15 protein-coding genes and 4 pseudogenes are annotated in these 20,131 nt (G+C 69.9%); 14 read left to right on the top strand and 5 right to left on the bottom strand.

From position 1 onward, the window contains the following. Positions 1 to 236: 236 nt before the first annotated feature. The 4 genes from AC5WRT_RS35500 to AC5WRT_RS35485 are packed head-to-tail and all read left to right on the top strand — an operon-like array spanning position 237 to position 5,080. Positions 237 to 818: a (2Fe-2S)-binding protein gene (locus tag AC5WRT_RS35500; RefSeq protein WP_496100950.1), complete on the top strand. Its 582-nt coding sequence runs from the start codon at positions 237 to 239 to the stop codon at positions 816 to 818. Continuing rightward, a complete protein-coding gene (locus AC5WRT_RS35495) occupies positions 815 to 1,807 on the top strand; it encodes an FAD binding domain-containing protein (protein ID WP_496098275.1) in 993 nt (330 codons plus the stop codon). Before AC5WRT_RS35500 ends, AC5WRT_RS35495 begins: the two co-directional genes overlap by 4 nt. Beyond that, positions 1,804 to 3,942, top strand: coding sequence for a xanthine dehydrogenase family protein molybdopterin-binding subunit (locus tag AC5WRT_RS35490; protein ID WP_496098276.1), 2,139 nt, complete (start codon positions 1,804 to 1,806; stop codon positions 3,940 to 3,942). The genes AC5WRT_RS35495 and AC5WRT_RS35490 overlap by 4 nt, the downstream gene beginning before the upstream one ends. Beyond that, positions 3,935 to 5,080, top strand: a complete 1,146-nt coding sequence (locus AC5WRT_RS35485) for an XdhC family protein (protein WP_496098277.1) — start codon at positions 3,935 to 3,937, stop codon at positions 5,078 to 5,080. Before AC5WRT_RS35490 ends, AC5WRT_RS35485 begins: the two co-directional genes overlap by 8 nt. 408 nt (positions 5,081 to 5,488) lie before the next feature. Here the strand turns inward: AC5WRT_RS35485 and AC5WRT_RS35480 are convergent. Continuing rightward, positions 5,489 to 5,667, bottom strand: a pseudogene (locus AC5WRT_RS35480) (transposase); the annotation flags it as partial. A 5-nt stretch (positions 5,668 to 5,672) separates the two neighbouring features. Between AC5WRT_RS35480 and AC5WRT_RS35475 the strand changes: the two are divergent. Beyond that, positions 5,673 to 5,891, top strand: a pseudogene (locus tag AC5WRT_RS35475) (transposase); the annotation flags it as partial. A gap of 646 nt (positions 5,892 to 6,537) precedes the next feature. On the opposite strand, the gene AC5WRT_RS35470 reads toward AC5WRT_RS35475, so the two are convergent. Beyond that, positions 6,538 to 9,009 carry a SpoIIE family protein phosphatase gene (locus AC5WRT_RS35470; protein ID WP_496098278.1) on the bottom strand — a complete coding sequence of 824 codons (2,472 nt, stop codon included), beginning with the start codon at positions 9,007 to 9,009 and terminating at the stop codon, positions 6,538 to 6,540. Between the two features lie 1,236 nt (positions 9,010 to 10,245). Here AC5WRT_RS35470 and AC5WRT_RS35465 point away from each other — a divergent pair. From AC5WRT_RS35465 to AC5WRT_RS35450, 4 genes are all read left to right on the top strand, one after another. Then, on the top strand, positions 10,246 to 10,770 hold the full coding sequence (locus AC5WRT_RS35465; protein WP_496098279.1) for a PadR family transcriptional regulator: 525 nt from the start codon (positions 10,246 to 10,248) through the stop codon (positions 10,768 to 10,770). Continuing rightward, the gene (locus AC5WRT_RS35460) at positions 10,767 to 11,453 is read left to right on the top strand and encodes an ABC transporter ATP-binding protein (RefSeq protein ID WP_496098280.1); all 687 of its coding nucleotides are present in this window, start codon (positions 10,767 to 10,769) and stop codon (positions 11,451 to 11,453) included. The genes AC5WRT_RS35465 and AC5WRT_RS35460 overlap by 4 nt, the downstream gene beginning before the upstream one ends. Continuing rightward, on the top strand, positions 11,450 to 13,702 hold the full coding sequence (locus AC5WRT_RS35455; protein ID WP_496098281.1) for an FtsX-like permease family protein: 2,253 nt from the start codon (positions 11,450 to 11,452) through the stop codon (positions 13,700 to 13,702). Before AC5WRT_RS35460 ends, AC5WRT_RS35455 begins: the two co-directional genes overlap by 4 nt. Positions 13,703 to 13,886: 184 nt before the next feature. After that, on the top strand, positions 13,887 to 14,093 hold the full coding sequence (locus AC5WRT_RS35450; protein WP_496098282.1) for a DUF6191 domain-containing protein: 207 nt from the start codon (positions 13,887 to 13,889) through the stop codon (positions 14,091 to 14,093). Between the two features lie 59 nt (positions 14,094 to 14,152). Here AC5WRT_RS35450 and narY read toward each other — a convergent pair. Further along, positions 14,153 to 14,320 (bottom strand): annotated as a pseudogene (gene narY, locus AC5WRT_RS35445) (nitrate reductase subunit beta); the annotation flags it as partial. 136 nt (positions 14,321 to 14,456) lie between these two features. On the opposite strand from narY, the gene AC5WRT_RS35440 reads away from it, so the two are divergent. Beyond that, on the top strand, positions 14,457 to 15,362 hold the full coding sequence (locus AC5WRT_RS35440) for an IS5 family transposase (protein ID WP_496098283.1): 906 nt from the start codon (positions 14,457 to 14,459) through the stop codon (positions 15,360 to 15,362). 552 nt (positions 15,363 to 15,914) lie between these two features. On the opposite strand, the gene AC5WRT_RS35435 is transcribed toward AC5WRT_RS35440, so the two are convergent. Continuing rightward, positions 15,915 to 16,136, bottom strand: a complete 222-nt coding sequence (locus tag AC5WRT_RS35435) for a helix-turn-helix domain-containing protein (protein WP_496100958.1) — start codon at positions 16,134 to 16,136, stop codon at positions 15,915 to 15,917. 215 nt (positions 16,137 to 16,351) lie between these two features. Next, positions 16,352 to 17,245: a transposase family protein gene (locus AC5WRT_RS35430; protein WP_496098285.1), complete on the bottom strand. Its 894-nt coding sequence runs from the start codon at positions 17,243 to 17,245 to the stop codon at positions 16,352 to 16,354. 671 nt (positions 17,246 to 17,916) lie between these two features. On the opposite strand from AC5WRT_RS35430, the gene AC5WRT_RS35425 reads away from it, so the two are divergent. From AC5WRT_RS35425 to AC5WRT_RS35410, 4 genes and pseudogenes are all read left to right on the top strand, one after another. Further along, positions 17,917 to 18,306, top strand: a complete 390-nt coding sequence (locus AC5WRT_RS35425) for an SAV_915 family protein (protein ID WP_496098286.1) — start codon at positions 17,917 to 17,919, stop codon at positions 18,304 to 18,306. Further along, the gene (locus AC5WRT_RS35420) at positions 18,303 to 18,596 is read left to right on the top strand and encodes a DUF6317 family protein (protein WP_496098287.1); all 294 of its coding nucleotides are present in this window, start codon (positions 18,303 to 18,305) and stop codon (positions 18,594 to 18,596) included. The genes AC5WRT_RS35425 and AC5WRT_RS35420 overlap by 4 nt, the downstream gene beginning before the upstream one ends. Positions 18,597 to 18,613: 17 nt before the next feature. Further along, positions 18,614 to 19,909 carry a WXG100 family type VII secretion target gene (locus AC5WRT_RS35415; RefSeq protein ID WP_496098288.1) on the top strand — a complete coding sequence of 432 codons (1,296 nt, stop codon included), beginning with the start codon at positions 18,614 to 18,616 and terminating at the stop codon, positions 19,907 to 19,909. A gap of 16 nt (positions 19,910 to 19,925) precedes the next feature. After that, a pseudogene (locus tag AC5WRT_RS35410) lies at positions 19,926 to 20,131 on the top strand (hypothetical protein); the annotation flags it as partial.

Here is a 20,131-nt window from a genome sequence, read left to right as displayed (position 1 = left end):
CCTTGCTAACCGGACAGCTGTCCGTTACGTTTCCCAGTTACGGACAGCTGTCCGGTTGTGCCCACGATATCTGCGGACGCGCCTCTCCGGCAGCCCGCGGTCCCCTTCGGTTTCAGCACCACGCATCGCCGCCCCGCCCCCGCGGCACAGTGCCGCACCACACACCCTCCGCACCAGCCCGGTACCCGGTTGCCCGAAATGCCCTATCTGCCCTGGAAATGCGAAAGAAGCTGCTCATGGCCTCATCGACGTCCAGTGTCATCACCCTGAACATCAACGGCGAGAAGTACACACTGCCCGTCGACCACCGCACCACCCTGCTCGACGCACTGCGCGAGCGCCTCGCGCTGACCGGCTCAAAAAAGGGCTGTGACCAGGGTCAGTGCGGCGCCTGTACGGTCCTGCTGGACGGCCGCCGGGCCGTGTCCTGCCTGCAACTGGCCGTGGCGACCGAGGGCCGGGAGATCACCACCATCGAAGGCGTCGCCGAGGGCGGCCAGCTGCATCCCGTGCAGCAGGCGTTTCTCGATCTGGACGGTTTCCAGTGCGGCTACTGCACTCCGGGACAGATCTGCTCGGCGATCGGGGTGCTCCAGGAGCACGCGGCGGGCTGGCCCAGCGCCGTCACCGACGACATCCGGCCCGAGGCCGGACCACCGCCGCTCACCGCCGAAGAGATCCGAGAGCGCATGAGCGGCAATCTGTGCCGGTGCAGCGCCTACGTCTCGATCGTGGAGGCCGTGGCCCAGGCGGCCGAGGCCCAGCCGGACGCGGAACGGGCGGGCCTCGGCACGGAGCCGAAGGAGGCCGTGGCATGAGGGAGTTCGACTATCGGCGGGCGTCCGATGTCGTCGGCGCCGTCGTGTTGCGCGGCGCCGATCCGGACACCCGCTTCCTCGGCGGCGGCACCAACCTCGTCGACCTCATGAAGGCCGGCGTGGAACGTCCTGCCCGGCTCGTCGACATCCGCGAACTCCCGCTGGACCAGATCGAGCCGACGCCGGAGGGCGGCCTGCGCATCGGCGCCACCGTCACCAACAGCGATCTGGCCGCAGACCCTGAGGTCCGCCGCGGCTACCCGGCGCTGGCCCAGGCGGTGCTGGCCGGCGCCTCCGGACAGCTGCGCAACATGGCCACGGTCGGCGGGAACCTGCTGCAGCGCACCCGCTGCGGTTACTTCACCGACGTCACCAAGCCCTGCAACAAGCGTGTCCCGGGCAGCGGTTGCCCCGCCGTCGAGGGCGAGCACCGCAACCACGCGATCCTGGGCGCGTCGGAGAACTGCGTCGCCGTACACCCCTCCGACATGGCCGTCGCCCTCGCCGCCTTCGACGCGGTCGTCCACTTCGAGACCGCCGACGGGGCGGGCGAGGTGCCGCTGGCGGACTTCTACCTTCCGGTCGGCGACACCCCGCACCGCGAGACCGCCCTGTCGCCGGGCGCCCTGATCACCGGCGTCGTCCTGCCGCCCGTCCCGGTCGCCGCCAACTCCCGCTACCGCAAGGTGCGCGAGCGCGCCTCGTACGCGTTCGCCATCGGCTCGCTCGCGGCCGCGCTCGACGTGAGGGACGGCGTGGTGCGCGACGCTCGCCTGGCCTTCGGCGCCGTTGCCTCCCGGCCCTGGCGGGCCCTGACCGCCGAACGCGTCCTGATCGGCGCTCCGGCCGACGCCGAGACCTACGCCGCCGCGGCGGACGCCGAACTGGCGGCTGCACGGCCACTGCTCCAGAACGGATACAAGGTGACCCTCCTGCGCAACCTCGTCGTGGCCGAGCTCACCCGGCTCACAGAGGAGGCCGCCCGATGACCACCGTCACCACCTCGACACACACGCAGACGCCTTCCGTCGGCACCGCCCACACCCGCGTGGAGGGCAGGGACAAGGTCACCGGCGCGGCCCGTTACGCGGGTGAGATCCCCTTCGCCAACCTCGCGCACGGCTGGCTGGTGCTCTCCACCGTCGCCCGAGGCCGCATCCGCGCCATCGACAGCGACCCCGTCCTCGCCATGCCCGGCGTCCTGGCCGTCCTCGACCACCGCAACGCCCTGCGCGTGAACACGGACTACACCGGGCTGCTGGGCTCGAAGCCGGACCCGACCTGTGCCGTCTTCCAGCACGACCGGGTGCCGCACCTGGGCTGGCCGGTGGCGCTGGTCGTGGCCGAGACGTCCGAGCAGGCCAGGGAGGCCGCCGAGGCGCTCGTGGTGCACTACGAGCAGGAGCCCCACGACATCGACTTCACCACGGGCCACCCGGGCGCCTACCCGGTGGACGGGCACATGCCGGCCGTGACGGAGAAGGGGGACCTGGACGCCGAACTGGCCGCGTCGGCCGTCGTCGTGGACGCCGAGTACCGCACCCCCGAAGAGCACCACAACCCGATGGAGCCGCACGCGGCGACCGCCCACTGGGACGGCGGTCGGCTCGAGGTCGTCGACTCCAACCAGGGCGCCACCTGGGTGATCGGTGAATTGGCGAACCTCTTCTCGCTCGACCCGGCGTCGGTGCGGGTGCGCTCCGAGCACGTCGGCGGCGGCTTCGGCAGCAAGGGAGTACGGGCCCACCAGGTGGCCGCCGTGATGGCCGCGACCGTCCTGCAGCGCCCGGTGCGAGTCGTCCTGACCCGCCGCCAGATGTTCTCGTTGGCCGGCTACCGCAGCCCCACCGCGCAGCGGGTCAGGCTCGGCGCCGACGCCGAGGGGCGGCTGCGCGCGCTGGAGCACAGCTCCCTCAGCCTCACCTCCACCGTGCACGAGTTCGTCGAGCCGAGCGCGGGCGTGGCGCGGGTGATGTACGACGCCGACGCCCACCACACCGCCAACCGCGTGGTCCGACTCGACGTGCCCACCCCGACGTTCATGCGGGCCCCGGGTGAGGCGCCGGGCTCCTTCGCGCTGGAGGCGGCGCTCGACGAACTCGCCGAGAAGTGTGGCATCGACCCGGTCGAACTGCGGCTGCGCAACGACCCCGAGCGGGGACCGGTGTCCGGCCTGCCGTTCGCCGGCCGCAACGTGGCCGCCTGCTTCCGGGAGGGCGCACGCAGGTTCGGCTGGGCGGACCGGGACCCGAGGCCCGGCCTGCGCCGGGACGGCCGCTGGCTGCTCGGCACCGGCACCGCGGCGGCGTCCTTTCCCGCGGGCGCGGCGCCCTCAACGGCAACCGTGACCGCGCATCCGGACGGCGTCTTCACCGTGCGGATCGCCGCGGCCGACATAGGCACCGGCGCCCGTACCGCACTCACCCTGGTCGCCGCCGACGCGCTGGGCGTGCCCCCGGAGCGGGTCCGCGTCCGCATCGGTGACAGCGACTTCGGACCGGCGATGATCGCCGGCGGTTCCATGGGCACCCGCTCCTGGTCCTGGGCGGTCGCGGCCGCCGCCGAGGAACTGCGCGACAGGCTGGGCCTGGGCGCAGACGTCCCCCCGGACGGCATCACGGTCCGGTCGGACACCACCGAGGCCGTCGGCTCGCTCGCGCCCGCCGAGCGCCACTCCTTCGGAGCCCAGTTCGCCGAGGTGGCCGTGGACGTCACCACCGGCGAGGTGCGCGTACGGCGCATGCTCGGGATCTTCGCGGCGGGCCGGATCGTCAACCCGCTCACCGCGCGCAGCCAGCTCGTGGGCGGCATGATCTGGGGCATCTCCATGGCGCTGCACGAGGAGGCCGTACGGGACCGCGCCTCGGGCGGCCACGTCGGCGCCGATCTCGCGGGCTACCACGTGGCCACCCACGCCGACGTCCCGCACGTGGAGGCCGACTGGATCGAGGACACCGACCCGAACGACCCGGTCGGTATCAAGGGCATCGGGGAGGTCGGCATCGTGGGCGCCGCGGCCGCTGTCGCCAACGCGGTCTGGCACGCGACCGGCGTGCGCCACCGGGCCCTGCCCATCCGGCCGGACAGGGTCCTGACCGCGGCGGCGGGAGCGCTTGATGCTTGACCTGGCCGAGGAGCTGGACCGGTGGATCGAGGAGGGCCGGGAGTTCGCCGTCGCCACTGTGGTGGCCGTCGGCGGCAGCGCACCGCGCGGTCCCGGCGCCGCACTCGCCGTGGACGGTGCGGGCACCGTCATCGGCTCGGTTTCCGGAGGCTGTGTGGAGGGCGCGGTGTACGAACTGTGCCTGGAGGCTCTGCGCACCGGCGAGGGTGTGCTCGAACGGTTCGGCTACAGCGACGAGGACGCCTTCGCCGTCGGACTGACCTGCGGCGGCACGATCGAGGTGCTGGTGACGCCGGTGTCCGGCCAGGCGCCCGCCCGGGCGGTCCTCGCGGCGGCCGTGGCGGCCGTCGCCCAGCGCCGGCCGGCGGCCCTGGCCCGGGTCGCCCGCGGCCCGGCCGAACTCCTCGGTCGGGCCCTGCTGGTGCGGCACGACGGCACGCACGAGGGTGCTCTCGGTGGCCACCCGGACCTGGACCGTAGGGCGGCGGCCGAGGCCCGCCCCCTGTTGGAGGCGGGCCGTACCGGCACGGTGCAGATCTCGGCGGATGGCTCGCACTGCCCCGGCGGCCTCACCCTGCTGGTCGAGTCGAACGTGCCGCCACCGCGCATGATCGTCTTCGGGGCGGTGGACTTCGCCTCGGCGCTGGCGCGGGCCGGCAAGTTCCTCGGCTACCACGTGACCGTGTGCGATGCCCGCCCGGTCTTCGCCACGCGGGCCCGCTTCCCCGACGCCGACGAGGTCGTCGTCGACTGGCCGCACCGCTACCTGCGGCGCACCAAGACCGACGCCCGCACGGTCCTGTGCGTCCTCACCCACGACGCGAAGTTCGACGTGCCTCTGCTGAAGCTGGCCCTCGGCATGCCGGTGGCGTTCGTCGGCGCGATGGGCTCGCGCCGCACACACGAGGACCGCAACCGGCGTCTGCGGGCCGACGGCGTGAGCGTGCAGGAGCTGGCAAAACTGCGCTCTCCGATCGGCCTCGACCTCGGTGCCCGTACGCCGGAGGAGACCGCCCTGTCGATCGTGGCGGAGATCGTCGCCGCCAGACGAGGCGGCACCGGCATACCGCTCACCGGCTCCCGGACACCGATCCACCGCGACCTTCAGACCGCCGGAGCGATGGGGGGAGGAGCTTGATCGACACATGGATCACTGCCCTCGCGAAGGGGAGGACCACCGGGGAGAAGACCGGCTGCTGCGTAGTGAGCGGCGGCCGCGCGGGCATGGTGCTCCCTTGGCTGCCGGCCCGGCCCGGCCCGGTGTCGCGGTGACGGCACTGGAGAAGTACGGCGACTTCCTGCGCGACTTCCGCGGCGCGACCGTCCATGCCTGGTGAGGTCCCTCGTTGCCCGTCCCTAGTTGTTCTGTCCATGGAGGTTGGTGACAGCGATCACTGACGTGTGATCTTGAAATGGGTGAGGGCCTTCTGGCTCGGTGTGGATTGCGACATCTGCACCGGCGACCAGAAAGGCCCTCATGCCGCACCGTAACGCACCGCTGACCGAGACCGGAAGCCTGCGCCTGGCCCGCTGTGCCGTGGACGACACGTTGGTAGTACGCCTTCGACGCCGGACACATCGTGATGCTGACCATCGCCGACAGGTACATCGACCGCAACAGCCCGCGGTGGTACCGCCTCGGCCTGCGCAGGTTGCCGCTCAGACGGCCGAGTCTCGGGGTCTCGGGGCCACGTCGGCGAACCCGGGCAGGCGGTCGGCACTGGCGGATCATGGTGGGTGTGATACGCCGCCAACTCGTGGACCGGAAGTGGGAGTTACTCGCTCGGCTGATACCGCGAGCCGTGACGGGCCGACCTCGCGTCGAGGACCGGAAGATCATCAACGTCATGGTCTGCAAGATCCGCACCGGGATCTCCTGGCGCGACCTGCCGACCCGTTACGGCCCGTGGAAGACGGTGTACACCCCATTCCGCCGCTACGCCCTGGGCGGTGTGTGCACCCGAAAGCGGAGCGAGGGCTCGCCAGGAACGCCCAACGGGGCTGGTGGTCGGCCTCGGCCACGCGACCCCGCCGGTCGAATGGCTGGCAGAGAGGGGAGTGGACCGAGAGTCGTGCATGCGGCTGTCCAAGTCGCTCGTCGAGCTCGATGCGGTGTCCGTAGCCGACAGCGTCCGCGGCCAAGGACTGGGGGACCGGTTTGTCGACGCCCTGGTCCGCTCCCATACCCGCCATGGCTACAAGGCGATGCTCGGCGGCATCCACACCCACAAGCCACATCTGAAGCCGTACTACGAGGCCGACGACTTCCACGCCTTGGCTCAGGGGCACCACTCGACCTTCAGCTGCCCATCGGGCGGCTCCGCAACCCAGCAGAGCCGTCGATGCGGTACATGGTGCGCCCACTCGCCGGGCAGGTGTCGTATGGGCATGGCGTGCTCGCGCGGCTGCTCGCCGATCAGTGGCGTCGGACCCCTGCTGGCGATGCGGCCGGAGCGCCGGCAAGTCGTATGCCACTGCCCGCGTCGCGGTCCACGCGGCGCTGCACGCAGATCTCCGCCCACTGGCCTGCGCCGTATCCGACACGTCTGCCTGATCCAGGCGCCACACCCGAGGTGGCGCTCGACGGCCGCCTGGTCATGTCGTCATCGGGCTGGAGTGGTGTTCAGTCAGGAGCAGGGCGATGTCGTCGGCCCGGTGGGTGGAGCCGCGGGCGTGGTACAGGAGGCGGTCGGCGAGTTCGTCCAGGGAGGCCGCGCGGGCGTGGGCCAGTGACACTCGCAGACGGTCGATCCCCATGCCGATGTCGGCTCCGGGCGTCTCCACCAGGCCGTCGGTGTACAGGGTGAGGACGGATTCCTGCGGGAAGGCAATACGGGTCGGGATGTAGTTGCTCGCGTGGTCCACGCCGAGGATTGGACCGATATCGAGATCGACTGCGGTTGTCGTGCCGTCGGGGAGGCGGAGCAGGGGGGCGGGGTGGCCGGCGGTGACCGCGTCGGCGTGATCGCGGTGGGGTTCGAAGTGGATGTAGCAGCAGCTGGCCAGCAGGTCGCTGTCGAGGTCGATGAGGGTGCGGTTGACGCCCGACATGACGTCGCCGGGTGCGTGCCCTGCGGCCACGAACGCGCGTACCGCACTGCGCAACTGGGCCATGGTGGCCGCGGCGGCGATGCTGTGTCCCTCCACATCACCGATGACGAGGCAGACCCCATTGCTGCTGGGGATGACGTCGTACCAGTCGCCACCGATGTCCATGCCGCTGGTGGCGGGCAGGTAGCGAGCGACAGTCCGGATGCCGGGGACTTTCGGCAGGCGGTGCGGCAGCAGCGTCTGCTGTAGGCCGTGCGCGACGGCGAACTCCGAGTCGTACAGCCGGGCTCGTTCCAGGGCCTGGGCGATCAGACCGGCGAGTGCGGTCAGGAGGCCACGGTCCTTTTCCGTGAAGTGATGGGGGTCGTCGAAGCCGAGGACGCAGGTGCCGACGGGACGACCAGAGGCGATCAATGGCAGGTATGCCCAAGAGCTGACCCGGCCCGTGGGGATCCCTGGGTAGCCCCGCGCGAGATCCTTCTGGGACTCGATAAACAGGGGAGCCCCGGAGGTCAGGGTTTCCGTTCCGGGCAGACGGGCGTTTAGGGGAACGCCCTGGAGCCAGTCGAGGAAGGTCTCATGGTGGCCGGTGTGGTGGAGAAGGTGCATCGCTTGGTTACGGACCACATAGATCGCCATCTGCTGGCCCCCGAAGGCCGGCAGGAGCTGGTCGGAGACGACTTCGCAGACCTGGCGTGTGGTGACCGCCTCGGTCAGCGCGCTGCTGAACTGCAGGATGTGGTACATCGCGCCAAGGCGCGCTGGTGCAGTGACAGGTACACACGTCGGTGGAGGCGCGGGAGCCGACGTGGTCGAGGACGGCTGGGTGGCGGGTGCCACCCAGCCGGTCACCCCGTCAGGCCGCGGGTGGAGGGAGAAGGCGAGCCACTGGTCCGGCGGCCGGCTCACCAGGAAGGAGGACAGCGCCTGAGACATCATCGCGGAGCGGTGCCAGTACTCGACGCTCGGGTCGGACAGCCACGGCAGCACGTCCCACAGGCACTGGCCGAGTATCTCGTCTGCGGAGACGTCCAGCAGGTGCAGGGCTCGGCGGTTGGCGTAGGTGACCCGCCCATCGGGGGCCAGGGAGAACAGCCCGTCCTGCAGGCGTTCGACCGCGGCGACGGCCGCAACCCCCGCCCGGGCATCCACGGCCGAGCCGACCAGACGTGTCGCCGTGCACCCGTCATCGGCTTCCGGTACCCAGCCGTAGAACTCGACGGTGCCATATCTTTCGTCACTCTTGCTGCCGTCCCGTACGCGCAGACGCTGCGCGATTACCTGGCCCTTGGCCGCCTCACGGACGCAGACCCGGAAGGCGTTGCGATCCCCGGGGTGCAAGCACGCGGCAAGTGTTTCGGGACGTCCGTCGAAGGCGCCGGGATCGAGGCCGAAGATCGCGCAGAACGCCTCGTCCGCGTGGAGGATGCCGGAGCTGAGGTTCCAGTCGAACAAGCCCACCTGGACGGCCGCCCCCGAATAGGCAGGGGCCTCGACGGGAGCCATCTTCGGGTCACCTTCCACAGGATCACCGGTACGGGCGCGGAGCTCGGCCAGGCAATCACCGAGGCGACAGGCGATGCTCCTCAGGTGGCGACGCTGGGCCTTGGACAGTCCCTCACTGCCCAGTGAAGCCGGCCACACGATCGCCAGAGCCCCGAAGAGCTCACCGTGACTCGCGCGCACCGGCACGGAACAGGAGCCGAAGGCATAAGGCAGAGCCACCGCGAGTTGCGGATAGCGCCGCATCGTCTCCTCGGCGTTCGCCAGATGGACCGTACGCCCGGACGTGTATGCCACGGCCACCGGGATGGGGCTGCTCGCCGCGATCAGGCCCCAGCCACCCAGCAGAGACGGCGGGACCCCGCACGTCGCGGCGAGCACGATCGACCGGCGGTCGGGGGAGCGCAGGAAGATACTCCCCGCGTACGCGTTCGTCGCTTCTACTGCCTCCACCACGGCGACCGCGAGCACGTCCTCACGCTCCGCCGCCCCGTCGGCGGTCAACCCGCGCATACGTCCAGTGTGCGCGGGTGGGAGCACAGGAGCGCAACCCACGAGGGTGATCTGGAGCAGCCCCGATCACCGGTCGCCCTCGCAACCCGGCACCAGGAGGGCTTGCACCGCTGGGAGCCCTGGGGTCGCGGGCCGAGTGCGACGGGAGCACGGAGAAACAACCGCACAGCGGCACCAGTCTCTCGGAGTACAGGACCGCGATGGGCCGACCAAGGCCGCCGATCCGACGTGATGGCGCAGTCCTCAGCCGTAGACAGGGAAGTTCAATGGGTAGCGGCAGGGCATGCTCAGCCTCTCGCTCAAAAGCTTCCTCGCGGGTAATACCAACGCCTTCAGCAATGTATACAGCCACCGAAGCGGGCTCGTGTTCCCTTGCCCAGATTAATTCAGCCTGGATATCTCAATGATCTTCCCCTGTGTCCGAATCAGGAGTAAAGTCAATCCCCTTTTTCTGGGATTCGTGAAACGTTCTTCAAGCTCCTTAATGGACAATACTGCATCGGAGTGAGGGAATCACCGTGGCAGACGCGGCGGATCGAGGAATGGTCTTACCGGTGGTCCGACCTGTGAGGCTGTCGCCACTGGCGCGCAGAAGCAGATCGAGTCAGTAACGCGAGCCCTGCTGAAGCGGTGTTCGTCAGCTTCGACTGTGACACCCATCGTCATCTGCGGTTGACACCCGGATGAGGCGGTCGTTCCTTGTGGGGCTGCGGAGTGGGAGTGGGTATTCCTCCAATGGGGCGCGTCCGCTGTCCCGGGGCCCGTCAACAAGTCTGGCTCGGCGGGATCGCCGGCCGGCAGGAGACCCTGGTCGCTCGCGCCCAAAACCGAGCACGCCGAACGCCTCGCCGTGGTCGGCGTCACCGACAGGCCAGTTCAACTGACCTGAGCGGGCAAACCATGTGCAGACTCGCGCGGTCGGCTGACGGCCCCTGGCCCGGCACCGTGCGACGCCCGGTCCAGCCGGGTTGCCGGCCGGGCCGAGCGAAGCCGCGTGCTGTCGGCTGCACGTGAAAAGGGCGGCCTTCCGGATCACAAAGCCGACACTCACCGCCGCAGCGAGCCGTCAATCGGGAGCCGAGCAAAGCTCTGAACCAGTGTCCCTCACGGTCGAGTCAGGGCGACAGGCTGGTGGTGGCCGGTGACAGGTCGGCAACCGGAGGTTCGGTCCCAGGACCACGACCGACTCTCAGCAGATATACACTCAGAGTATATCTGCGGTGTATGGTCCTTCGCATGAGTGTTCCTCTCACCCTGTTGGGGCTGCTGGAGCGGGAGCCGAGCCATGGCTACGACCTCAAGCGCGACTATGACGCCTTCTTCAATCGCGGCAAGCCGCTGCCGTACGGGCAGGTCTACACAACGCTTGGCCGGCTGGCGCGGGACGGGAAGGTCATCGCCGGGGAGGCGGAGCCCGGGGTCGGCCCCGAGCGCAAGCGCTATGTGATCACTGAGGCGGGGGCGACGGAGTTCGAGACCTGGCTCGCCGAGCCGGTGGCCCCCGAGCCCAATTTGCAGACCGTGCTGTTCACCAAAGTCGTGCTGGCCCTGATGCTTGGCCGGGACGCCCAGCAGTATCTCGACACCCAGCGGGCCGCCCACCTGCAGCGGATGCACGAGCTGACGAAGCTGCGCCGCACCGGTCCGATCATCGACGCGCTGCTCGCCGACCACGGCCTGTTCCACCTGGAGGCCGACCTGCGGTGGATCGAGCTGACGACGGCCCGGATGGATACGCTGGCAGCGGCGGTGCGCGCATGAGCGCCCTGATCGAGGCCCGTGACCTCACTCTCGCCTTCGGCGAGACCCCCGCCCTGCGCGGCGCCAGCCTGGCCATCGAGGCCGGCGAGGTGTTCGCCGTGATGGGCCCGAGCGGCTCGGGCAAGTCCACTCTGCTGCACTGCCTGGCGGGCATCCTCACCCCCGACTCGGGCGAGGTGCACTTCGACGGACGCCGCATCGACACCATGAACGAGGCCGAGCGCAGCGCCCTGCGCCTGGACACGTTCGGCTTCGTCTTCCAGTTCGGCCAGCTCGTCCCCGAGTTGACCGCCGAGGAGAACGTCGCCCTGCCGCTGCTGTTCTCCGGAATGCGCCGGGCGGCCGCCCTAGCCGAGGCCCGGCCCTGGTTCGCCCGGCTGGGGCTGGACGGCCTGGAGCGCCGCCGCTCCGGGGAGTTGTCGGGAGGTCAGGCGCAGCGGGTGGCGCTGGCCCGCGGTCTGGTCGCCCGGCCCAAGGTGCTGTTCGCCGACGAGCCGACCGGAGCGCTGGACTCGCTGACCGGCGAGCAGGTGATGGACCTGATGGTGGACGCGGCCCAGGAGGAGGGCACCACCATCGTCCTGGTGACCCACGAGCCCCGGGTCGCCGCGCACGCCGACCGGGAGGCCATCGTGCGGGACGGCAAGGCCAGCCTGCTCACGACCGGACGGATCGCCTCGTGATCGCCTTCGCGCTCCGCCTCGCGGTCAGCGGCGGCCGGGAGGCGCTCGCCCGGCTGGCCATGATCGCCGGCGCGGTCGCCATCGGTGTCGGGCTGCTGCTGTCGACCTTCGCCAGCATGAACGCCGTCGAGCGGACGAACCAGCGGCAGGTGTGGCTCGACACCGGCGCCGCCAGCCGTACCGAGCAGGCGCCGGCGGACCCGCTGTGGTGGTGGCCGCACGGCGACTACTACGACGGCGAGTCCCTCACCGAGGTCGACGTCGCGGCGACCGGCCCCACCTCGCCCGTCCCGCCCGGCCTGACGCACCTGCCGGCGCCCGGCGAGTACTACGCCTCTCCCGCGCTGGCCAAGCTCATCCGCGACACTCCGGCCGGCCAACTGGGCGACCGCTTCCCCGGGCGGCTCACCGGCACGATCGGCAACGCCGCCCTGGCATCCCCGGACTCACTGATCGCTGTCATCGGCCGTGTTCCCTCCCAGATCAAGGGCGCACCAGGGGCGAGGGCAGTCACCGCCATCGCTACCCGCCGGCCAGCCACCTGCGACAACGCGTGCTGGGACAACGCGGTGCGCGGCGACGCGCTGACGCTCATCTCCTCCGTGGTGGCCGGGGCACTGATCTTCCCAGTGCTGATCTTCATCGCCACCGCAACCCGGCTGTCGGCCGCCACACGCGAACAGCGGTACGCGGCGATGCGGTTGGTCGGCGCTACTCCCCGGCAGGTGTCGCTGATATCGGCGGTGGAGTCCGCGCTGGCGGCGGCCGCCGGGACGGTGGTCGGCTTCGGGCTCTACGCCGCACTGCGCCCGCTGGTCGCCATCGTTCCGCTCACCGGGCAGCAGCGGTTCTTTCTCTCGGATCTGACGCTCAACGCACCCCAGGCCCTCGGCGTCGTCGTCGGAGTGCCGGTGGCGGCACCGATCGCGGCGCGCCTCGCGCTGCGCCGGGTCGCTGTCTCCCCGCTCGGGGTGACCCGTCGGGTGACCCCGCGCCCGCCGCGCGCCTGGCGGCTGATCCCGCTGCTGGCAGGCCTGGCCGAACTGGCGTACTTCGTCTTCGCCGGCCGCCGACCGGCGACCGGGAACGGCCAGACGGCGGCCTACCTCCCGGGCTTCCTGCTGGTGATGCTGGGCCTGGTGATCGCCGGGCCGTGGCTGACCATGATCGTCGCCCGGGCGGTGGCCCGGCGCACCCGCCGCCCGGCCGCCCTGATCGCGGTGCGGCGGCTCGCCGACGACCCGAAGGCCGGCTTCCGCGCGGTAAGCGGCCTCGTCCTGGCCCTGTTCGTGACCACCGCGACCGTCAGCATCATCGGCACCATCAACGACTATCGCGGCACGCTGGGCGGCGACCGGCAGACCCGGACGGTGGTGGAGGCAGGCAGCGGCGGCCAGGCGCCGCTGGCCGAGGCCCTCCCGGCACGGCTGCTCACCCAGGTACGGGCGATGCCGGGCGTGCGGGGCGTGGCAGTCGTCCACTCCGACCCCGACGGCGTCAGCAAGGCGGTGCACCGCAGAGTCCACCCAGGCGATCCGCCCCCGGAGGCACCGACCCTGGTGACCTGCTCCGACCTGGCGCGGACTCCCATGGTGGGCCGCTGCCCGGCCGGCGCGAGCGTCACGGCCGTCGACTTCTACGCGTTCGTCAGCCTGCAGTCGCATCAGAGCCTGTCGTGGCCCGCTGCCGATATCAGCACCACAGCCATCGCCAAGTTGCCCGTACAACTTGTCTACGTGGCCACCGACGGGTCGACAGCCGCCATGGAACGCGTACGGACCGTGCTCAGCATCGCCTACCCGCACCAACAGGTCCGTACGGTAGGCGATTGGGGCACGGACTTGCAGCAGGAACTGGCCGGTTGGCGGCAACTGGCGGATGTGGTGCTGCTGACCACTCTGCCGATCGCGGGCTGCAGCCTGGCGGTGAGCGTGGTGGCGGGCCTGTCGGATCGCCGGCGCCCGTTCGCGTTGCTGCGGCTGACCGGCGCGCCGCTGCGGTTGCTGCAGCGGGTGATCGGACTGGAGAGCACACTGCCGCTGCTGGCGGTGGCCGTGATCTCGATCGGTGCGGCCTTCGCCGCCTCGGCCCTGTTCCTGAAATCGCAGATGCGCTATGACCTGGTGTCGCCGGGGGTGGCGTACTACGCGCTCGTCGCTGTCGGCCTCGTCGCTTCGCTGGGCATCATCGCGTCGACTCTCCCCCTGCTCGAACGCATCACCGGCCCAGAGGCCGCTCGCAACGGCTGACACGCCAACTCCCCACTACGGCCCCGGACATCCTTCCCATCGGCGTTTCGGGGCTGATGGAGCTCTTCGCAACACGACAGCGGTTGCCGCTGAATCCACAGCCAGGAGACTTGAGGATGCACATGCCTTCAGACCATCCGTCTCGGTGTCGGGAACCTCGGCCCGATCAAGGCGGTGTCCTGCGGTGAACATCGTCGAAGAGGTCTTCCTGCCGAGCGCCCGCCACGTTCAGGAGGAGCGACAACGTCTGGAGTGGATGCGCGACGACGAGGGCGAGGGAGACCCCCGCCGCGGGCCGGTCGACCTCGACAGCGGCATCGTCCACATCAGCACCGGCCCGAAAACACCCGCCTCGGCGGAGCGACGTCGAGGACCGGACGCGAGGCCATGACCATGCCGCCCAGCCCCAGACCCAGTACCACGGGCTACGAGCCCGGTTCCGGCCAAGCCGGTGACGGCGGTGGGGCGGCCGTCGATCAGGGAGCGCGGACGGGCGGTGGGCAGGTCGTCGCCGAGCGGGGCGGAGAGCAGGGTGTCGTAGTCGTAGGTCCAGGGCTCGTAGTAGTCGTCCAGGGAGGGGAGTTCGGGGTTGGCGAAGAGGCGGGCCAAGCTCAAAGCGATCTTGCAGCTTGAGGAGCGGACGGGCGTGCGGGTCCTGCTCCCGTTCGGGTGATCAGGGACTGGCTGGCGCATGAAGGAAGGGCCTCCTGCGTAGCTCGGAGATGTCGAGTCAACAAGCACTCAGGAGGCCCCAGTGGCACAGTCTTCCGCGTCCGTCGCGTCGGTGTCCAACTCCGGTGTGTCGCGGTGTGATTGCCTCGCTCACCGGTTCGGCAACGCCGCCGACCACGAAGCCCGCGAGCGCCGCTACCCCAGCGATCTGACCGACGCCGAGTGGGCGGTGGTCCGCGACGCGCTGCCGATGCCGCGCTGGCTTCAGGGACGGGGCGGCCGACCGGAGTCCTACTGCCACCGCGTGATGGTCGACGCCGTGCTCCACCTGGTCGACGGCGGCATCAAGTGGCGCGCGATGCCGGTCGACTTCCCCGGCTGGGTGGCCGTCTACCGCTTCTTCCGCCGCTACCTCGCGCAGGGCTTGCTGACCGAGCCGCACGACCGGCTGCGCCGACAGGTGCGCGTGAAGGAGGGCCGTGACCCGGAGCCGTCAGCTGGGATCATCGACTCCCAGTCGGTCAAGGCCGACGCCGTGGTCGGTGCCGACTCGCGCGGCTTCGACGGCGGAAAGAAGATCAATGGGCGCAAGCGCCACCTGGTGGTCGACTGTCTCGGGCTGCTGCTGGCCGTACTGGTGACCGCCGCCTCGACCACCGATCGCGACGCCGCGCACGCTATGCTGCCGCCGCTGCGCGCCCGGTACTTCCGCTTGAAGTTGATCTGGGCCGACAACTCCTACAGCGGGGCGCTGGTGGAATGGGCCGGTGCCGCACTACGGCTGGTGCTGCAGGTGGTCAAGCGCGCCGAGAACACGGTGGGCTTCGCGGTGCTACCGCGCCGCTGGGTGGTGGAGCGGACCAACGGATGGCTGCTGCGCACCCGTCGCCTGGCGCGCGACTACGAGCGCACCACCCCGGCCGCGGAAGCGATGATCTACTGGTCGATGACCGCGCTCATGACCCGCCGCCTGGCCGCACGGCGCTGAACCGGCCGTCCGGCTCCTTGACCAGCCAGCCCCGCTCGGCCACCCGCCGGGCCTTGGCCCGCACCCCTCCACCCCGGCAGCCGACGTCTCCCAGCCCAAGTGGGCGGCGATCTGCCGGCAGTTCAGCGGCCCGGTCCCCTCCCGTACCGCCGCTTCCAGGGCCCCGATGATCCGCTGGTAGTCCGGGGCAAGGACGGTCGGCTGAAGGCCCGGCCGCCAATCGGGCACGATCGTGCCGGGCGCCGCGGCCGCGGTCCGACCCCCGCCACCCGGCGGCGGACCGCCCGCCCCGCGGGCCTCGGCCAGCGCCGCCGCGAACTCCTCCCGCGCGATCACCGCCCGCTCGCAGGCCCGCTCGGCCTCGGCGAGCGCGGCCGCAGCGCGCTCCACCTCCTCGCGGCACTTCTCCAGGCGCTGACGCGCGGACAGCTCCCGCTCCTCCAACAGCCCCATGGGCGACGGCATCCAGCCCTCCGACAGTGCGGTGACACGACACAGCCATCCCTGCCGCCCACCCGCCGAGAACATGCCTGACCTGCGGAAACAAAGCCATCACGCTCGGATTGACAACGGCTTCTTACGCCACTTGGCCACCGTGACCGGATGGGCCCCGAGCTCCGCCCCCACCGCGGTGTTCGAACCGCCATCAGCACACGCGAGTACGATCCGGCACCGCAACGCCAGAGCCTGCGAGGACGTTGCCCGCCGCGACCAGCGCAGCAACGTCTCCCGCTCCTCATCCGTCAGGACCACCTCGACCGTCGGCCGACCCATACGCGCCATGAGCACAGCCTACTTCTACAGTGAAATAAAGACTCAGGACACTAGCTGACCTCAATGGAGAGGATCTCCGTCCATGTCCCATGCCGACGGGAGGCCCGCGTGAGTGACGACGACGCCGCAGAGGGCGCCCCGCCTCCGGACTACGGGTCTGGTCTGTCCCAGTCCATGCACCTGCCGCTGGGGCTGCCGCTGGATTTCGAGGCCTTCTACCTGGTCCACCAGGAGGCGTTCCACGCGTACGCGGAGGTCCACTTCGGGACCCGCGGGGTGGCCGAAGAGGTCATACACGAGGTGTTCCTGCAGATCCACGCCGGCTGGATGGAGCTTCTGAGCGCGGGAAACCTCGAACAGGGCGCCTGGGCGATCGTACGGCGGGCGGTGCACGACCGCCTGGAGCGGGACGGGCGGGCGCCCGCGTTCGTCATCAACGGGCCGATCGTGAAGGCGCTGGCGGCCGCGCGGGACAAGCTGCAGAAGATGGAGTCGACCAGCGGCCTGTACGAGGCGCCGCCGGTGCCGAGCGCGTCGACGAACCCCGTGTGCCACCGATCGCGCGTCAGCATCCACTTGCCGGTGGCGGGGTCCTGTTCCCAGCGCGGCCGTCCGCGCCGGGTCTCGTCGATGCCCAGCACCTTCACCTCGGGCAGCGGCGCCTGGGTGACCTCGTGAGCGGCGATGCGGAAGGCGTCCATCACGGTGGGCCAGGACAGATGCAGGTCACGGGCGGCCTGGATGACGGTGGAGGCAGCATCGCGTATCCGCCGCCCGGCGGCACCGCGCAGCCGCTTGGTGATCCGCGCGCCCGCCGGCAGCTGCGAGATCTGCTCGGTAAACGACCGGCGCGGGCAGCCGGGCTCCCGGCACCACCAGCGGCGCTTGTGCCAATGGAACTCCAGCCTGCTCTCGCCGTACGGCAAATCGCGGGGCCGGGTCGTCGCGGAGCCCTTCACCCGGGTGGCGAACACCCCGCACTCGGGGCAGGCCCGTGCCTGCTCATCGGCGGTGATCAGGTGCACCCGGCGGGTGCCGTCCTCCAGCCGCTCCACCCGCGTGACGGCCAGGCCGTCCAGGTCGAGCAGCAACGTCGTATCGTTGTCCAAGCCCGTGGTTTCTGGGTGATCGTTCTGCGTCGAGAACAGAAATGATCACCCACGGCCACGGGCATCCTGCTGCCAGGGCAACCTCCACCACCCGCGGTCCTCACGCAACGTGACAGCCAGTCAGTCCGCTCGGGACGCCACACCGCTCAAGTTCGAAGACCCACCAATCCCCACTCCGTTGAACACCGAACGAACTGGGGCCAGCAGCATCCCTGGCCGTTTTCGGCCGTCCTCATCAACGAGTGCATTGCCAACAGCTGCCCGCTCGCCGCCGCGGCCCGCCGTCATCGACGGCGGTGACGTACTCGGGCTCCGGCTCTAGCCAGGCAGGCGGCGATCTGGTCGCGAGCAGGTATGCGGTCGCCAGGGTCAGCAGCAGGCACGCGCGTGCCAGATCGGCGAGGACCATCAGATCTCCGGCTGTTGTACCTGCTTCAGCAGGGTGAAAGATGCGATTCGTGCTCTTTCCAACGAATTGCGCGTCGGCGAGGGAAAATGACACGGATGGTCTTTTCTGTGAAAAAAAGGTATGCCGTCAACTCGTCTTTTTAGTAAACCTTGACGGGGTATCGCTCTAGTCTCGCGTTCCCCTGCATTGATGCGCGTAAAGTGACAAGGTGCCGTCGGAATTCCGTAATCACACCGACGGCCTGTGTCGACCCTAGGTGCGCATGTCTACTTATTCCACTCCGTTCGATGCCTACGACCGGGATCTGACGCCGCCCGCCGAGCGTCCGAAAGCATCGATCGAACCGGACGTGGAGGTGCTAGTCCCCGCACATCCGCGGTATGCCGCGGATCCACGGCGCCGCCCCACGATAGGTTTCGAACCGCTCCCGGGGGCCGACGGAAACCCGGTGGCGGTGGCGTTCACCAGCCCCGCGAAGTTGGTCGCCGCGCTCGGTGACGCGCAGCCGTGGGTGGCGGTGCCCGTCGGGTGGTTTGCCCGGTTGATGCACGACAACGGGCTTGCCCCGGTTCGCGTCGACCCGCAACTTCCGCCCGGTGTACGGGTCTGGAGCGCCGAGGACGTCAGAACCTATGCGGAGGCAGTCCAGTGACCGACCTGAAAATCGTGACGTCGGACGTGACGAAAATGGCGTCCACGTTTCACACGGAGGCCAAGTCCTACGCCAAACTCCACACCTCCGTGAGCCCCGCCGTCGCAAAGTCGGGCGATGACGGTCTCGATCATACGATTCGGTCGATGATGGACGCGATCTCGGGTCTGCATGCCAGACTCGCCGGCCGGATCGAGGAGCACGGGGATCTCCTTGACGCCGCGGTCAAGCACTTGACGCACCGCGACATCGACGTACACGGGCTTTTCGAAGACCTGATGGGACAGTGAGACGGGGGACACAAGCTGTGACGGATTCCTGGGTGGGCGGCGACATCGACGGTCTGGCCGCCATGGGCAGTGCCCTCACCGCTGCCAAGGAGCACCTGGACGGCATCGTCAAACCGCTTAGTAAGGGGGTCGACAAGCTCGTCAAGGACGCGGGCTGGAAGGGCGAGGCCGCCGAGAAGTTCGAGGCGGCATGGACCAAGGACGCGATCACCGCCGGCGGCTTCGCTGAACTGGTTTACGCGGTGGGTAAGGAGCTCACCGACCTGGCCACCAACCTGTCCTCGGCCAACACGGCACTGCAGAACGCCGCCCACGCCGCCCAGAAGAAGGGCGTGCCCATGGGGCCGAAGGGGGAGCCCCTCCCCCTCGCGACGAACAACCCGCCCTCCGCGAAGGAGGAGCAGGCAATAAAGGACAACAACGACTACACCACCCTCTACACGGAGCTGATGCACCAGGCCCAGCGTGCCCGGCTCGTCGCCGCCAAGCGCATCGGCCAGCTCTACGCCGAGATCGACCCCAGCGAGCCGATGCAGAAGGGCGACCAGATCGTGGTCGCCGACTACCTGCGCGGCCTGTGGACCGCTGGGGCGGAGGGCGACCGGGCGCTCGCCTTGGACATGGCCGACGATATCAAGCACGCCCGAGAGGAGCACGACAAGGCGCTGTCCGCACTGAAGGACGAGGAGGCCAAGTTCCGGACGGCGGACGCGAACCTCCCCAAAGCGTTCAAGCTGCGCGGGGAGTGGCAGGCCGCCGCCGACCAACTCGACAGCCTGGAAGGGCGGCTGGCCGGACTGGAGAACGGCAGCTCCCACTTGCCGTACGACCGGTACCTCAACTACAAGATGGCGGACGTCCTACGCGGCAGCGAACTCGCCGAGGGCGCTCCCCGGTTCCTCAAGGAGATCCCGGTCATCGACGTCGCGGCCACGGTGGCCGCCGGCGGTCTGGAGGCCAAGCAGGACCACGACGAGGGCTGGTCCTGGGGTCACTCGGTGCTCGTCGACGTGGGCGGCGGCCTGGTGGCTCTGGGAGCCGGTGTCGGTCTCGCGGCCTCGCTCCCGGTGGACGGAGTGGTCGCCACGGCCGCGGTCGGCGGCGCGGTCGTCGTCGGCGTGGGAACCTTCGCCGACAAGCTGTTCCACGAGCACTGGAGCGAGGACTGGGACGACCACGGCGCGGTCGTGGGCACGCTGGACGGCATCGGCCACTCCGGGACCCAGGCGTGGAATGCGGGCGTGGGTATGGTGACCGGCGCCGGCCACTGGATCGGCGACAAGTCCACGGCGCTGTGGCACAAGATCTTCTGAGGTTGGTGGGGACGACATGAAAAGAACGACGGACGGCGTCCCCGGGGAGCAGGTGGAGCCGGCGGCGATTCCGCGCCTGGGCACTACTTGGTTCGACCGGGGCGCCGGGTACTGGCTGCGCCGGATCGCACATGGCTGCTTCCAGCTCGCCCTGTTGCTGTTTGCCGGGCTCGTCGTGACCGCCTTCTACACGGGGTTCTGGCAAGCGATGGGGGTGCCCCA

The sequence above is a fragment of the Streptomyces sp. NTD91 genome (genome assembly GCF_059510455.1).
Note: the sequence above shows the minus strand (reverse complement) of the source record. Positions and strands in the feature narration are given on the sequence as shown.

Excerpts from the sequence above, each read along its gene's own strand:
- AC5WRT_RS35495 (WP_496098275.1), top strand. The coding sequence starts at position 815 with ATGAGGGAGTTCGACTATCGGCGGGCGTCCGATGTCGTCGGCGCCGTC.
- AC5WRT_RS35465 (WP_496098279.1), top strand. The coding sequence starts at position 10,246 with ATGAGTGTTCCTCTCACCCTGTTGGGGCTGCTGGAGCGGGAGCCGAGC.
- AC5WRT_RS35460 (WP_496098280.1), top strand. The coding sequence starts at position 10,767 with ATGAGCGCCCTGATCGAGGCCCGTGACCTCACTCTCGCCTTCGGCGAG.
- AC5WRT_RS35490 (WP_496098276.1), top strand. The coding sequence starts at position 1,804 with ATGACCACCGTCACCACCTCGACACACACGCAGACGCCTTCCGTCGGC.
- AC5WRT_RS35425 (WP_496098286.1), top strand. The coding sequence starts at position 17,917 with ATGTCTACTTATTCCACTCCGTTCGATGCCTACGACCGGGATCTGACG.
- AC5WRT_RS35435 (WP_496100958.1), bottom strand. The coding sequence starts at position 16,136 with ATGGGTCGGCCGACGGTCGAGGTGGTCCTGACGGATGAGGAGCGGGAG.
- AC5WRT_RS35470 (WP_496098278.1), bottom strand. The coding sequence starts at position 9,009 with ATGCGCGGGTTGACCGCCGACGGGGCGGCGGAGCGTGAGGACGTGCTC.
- AC5WRT_RS35485 (WP_496098277.1), top strand. The coding sequence starts at position 3,935 with ATGCTTGACCTGGCCGAGGAGCTGGACCGGTGGATCGAGGAGGGCCGG.
- AC5WRT_RS35500 (WP_496100950.1), top strand. The coding sequence starts at position 237 with ATGGCCTCATCGACGTCCAGTGTCATCACCCTGAACATCAACGGCGAG.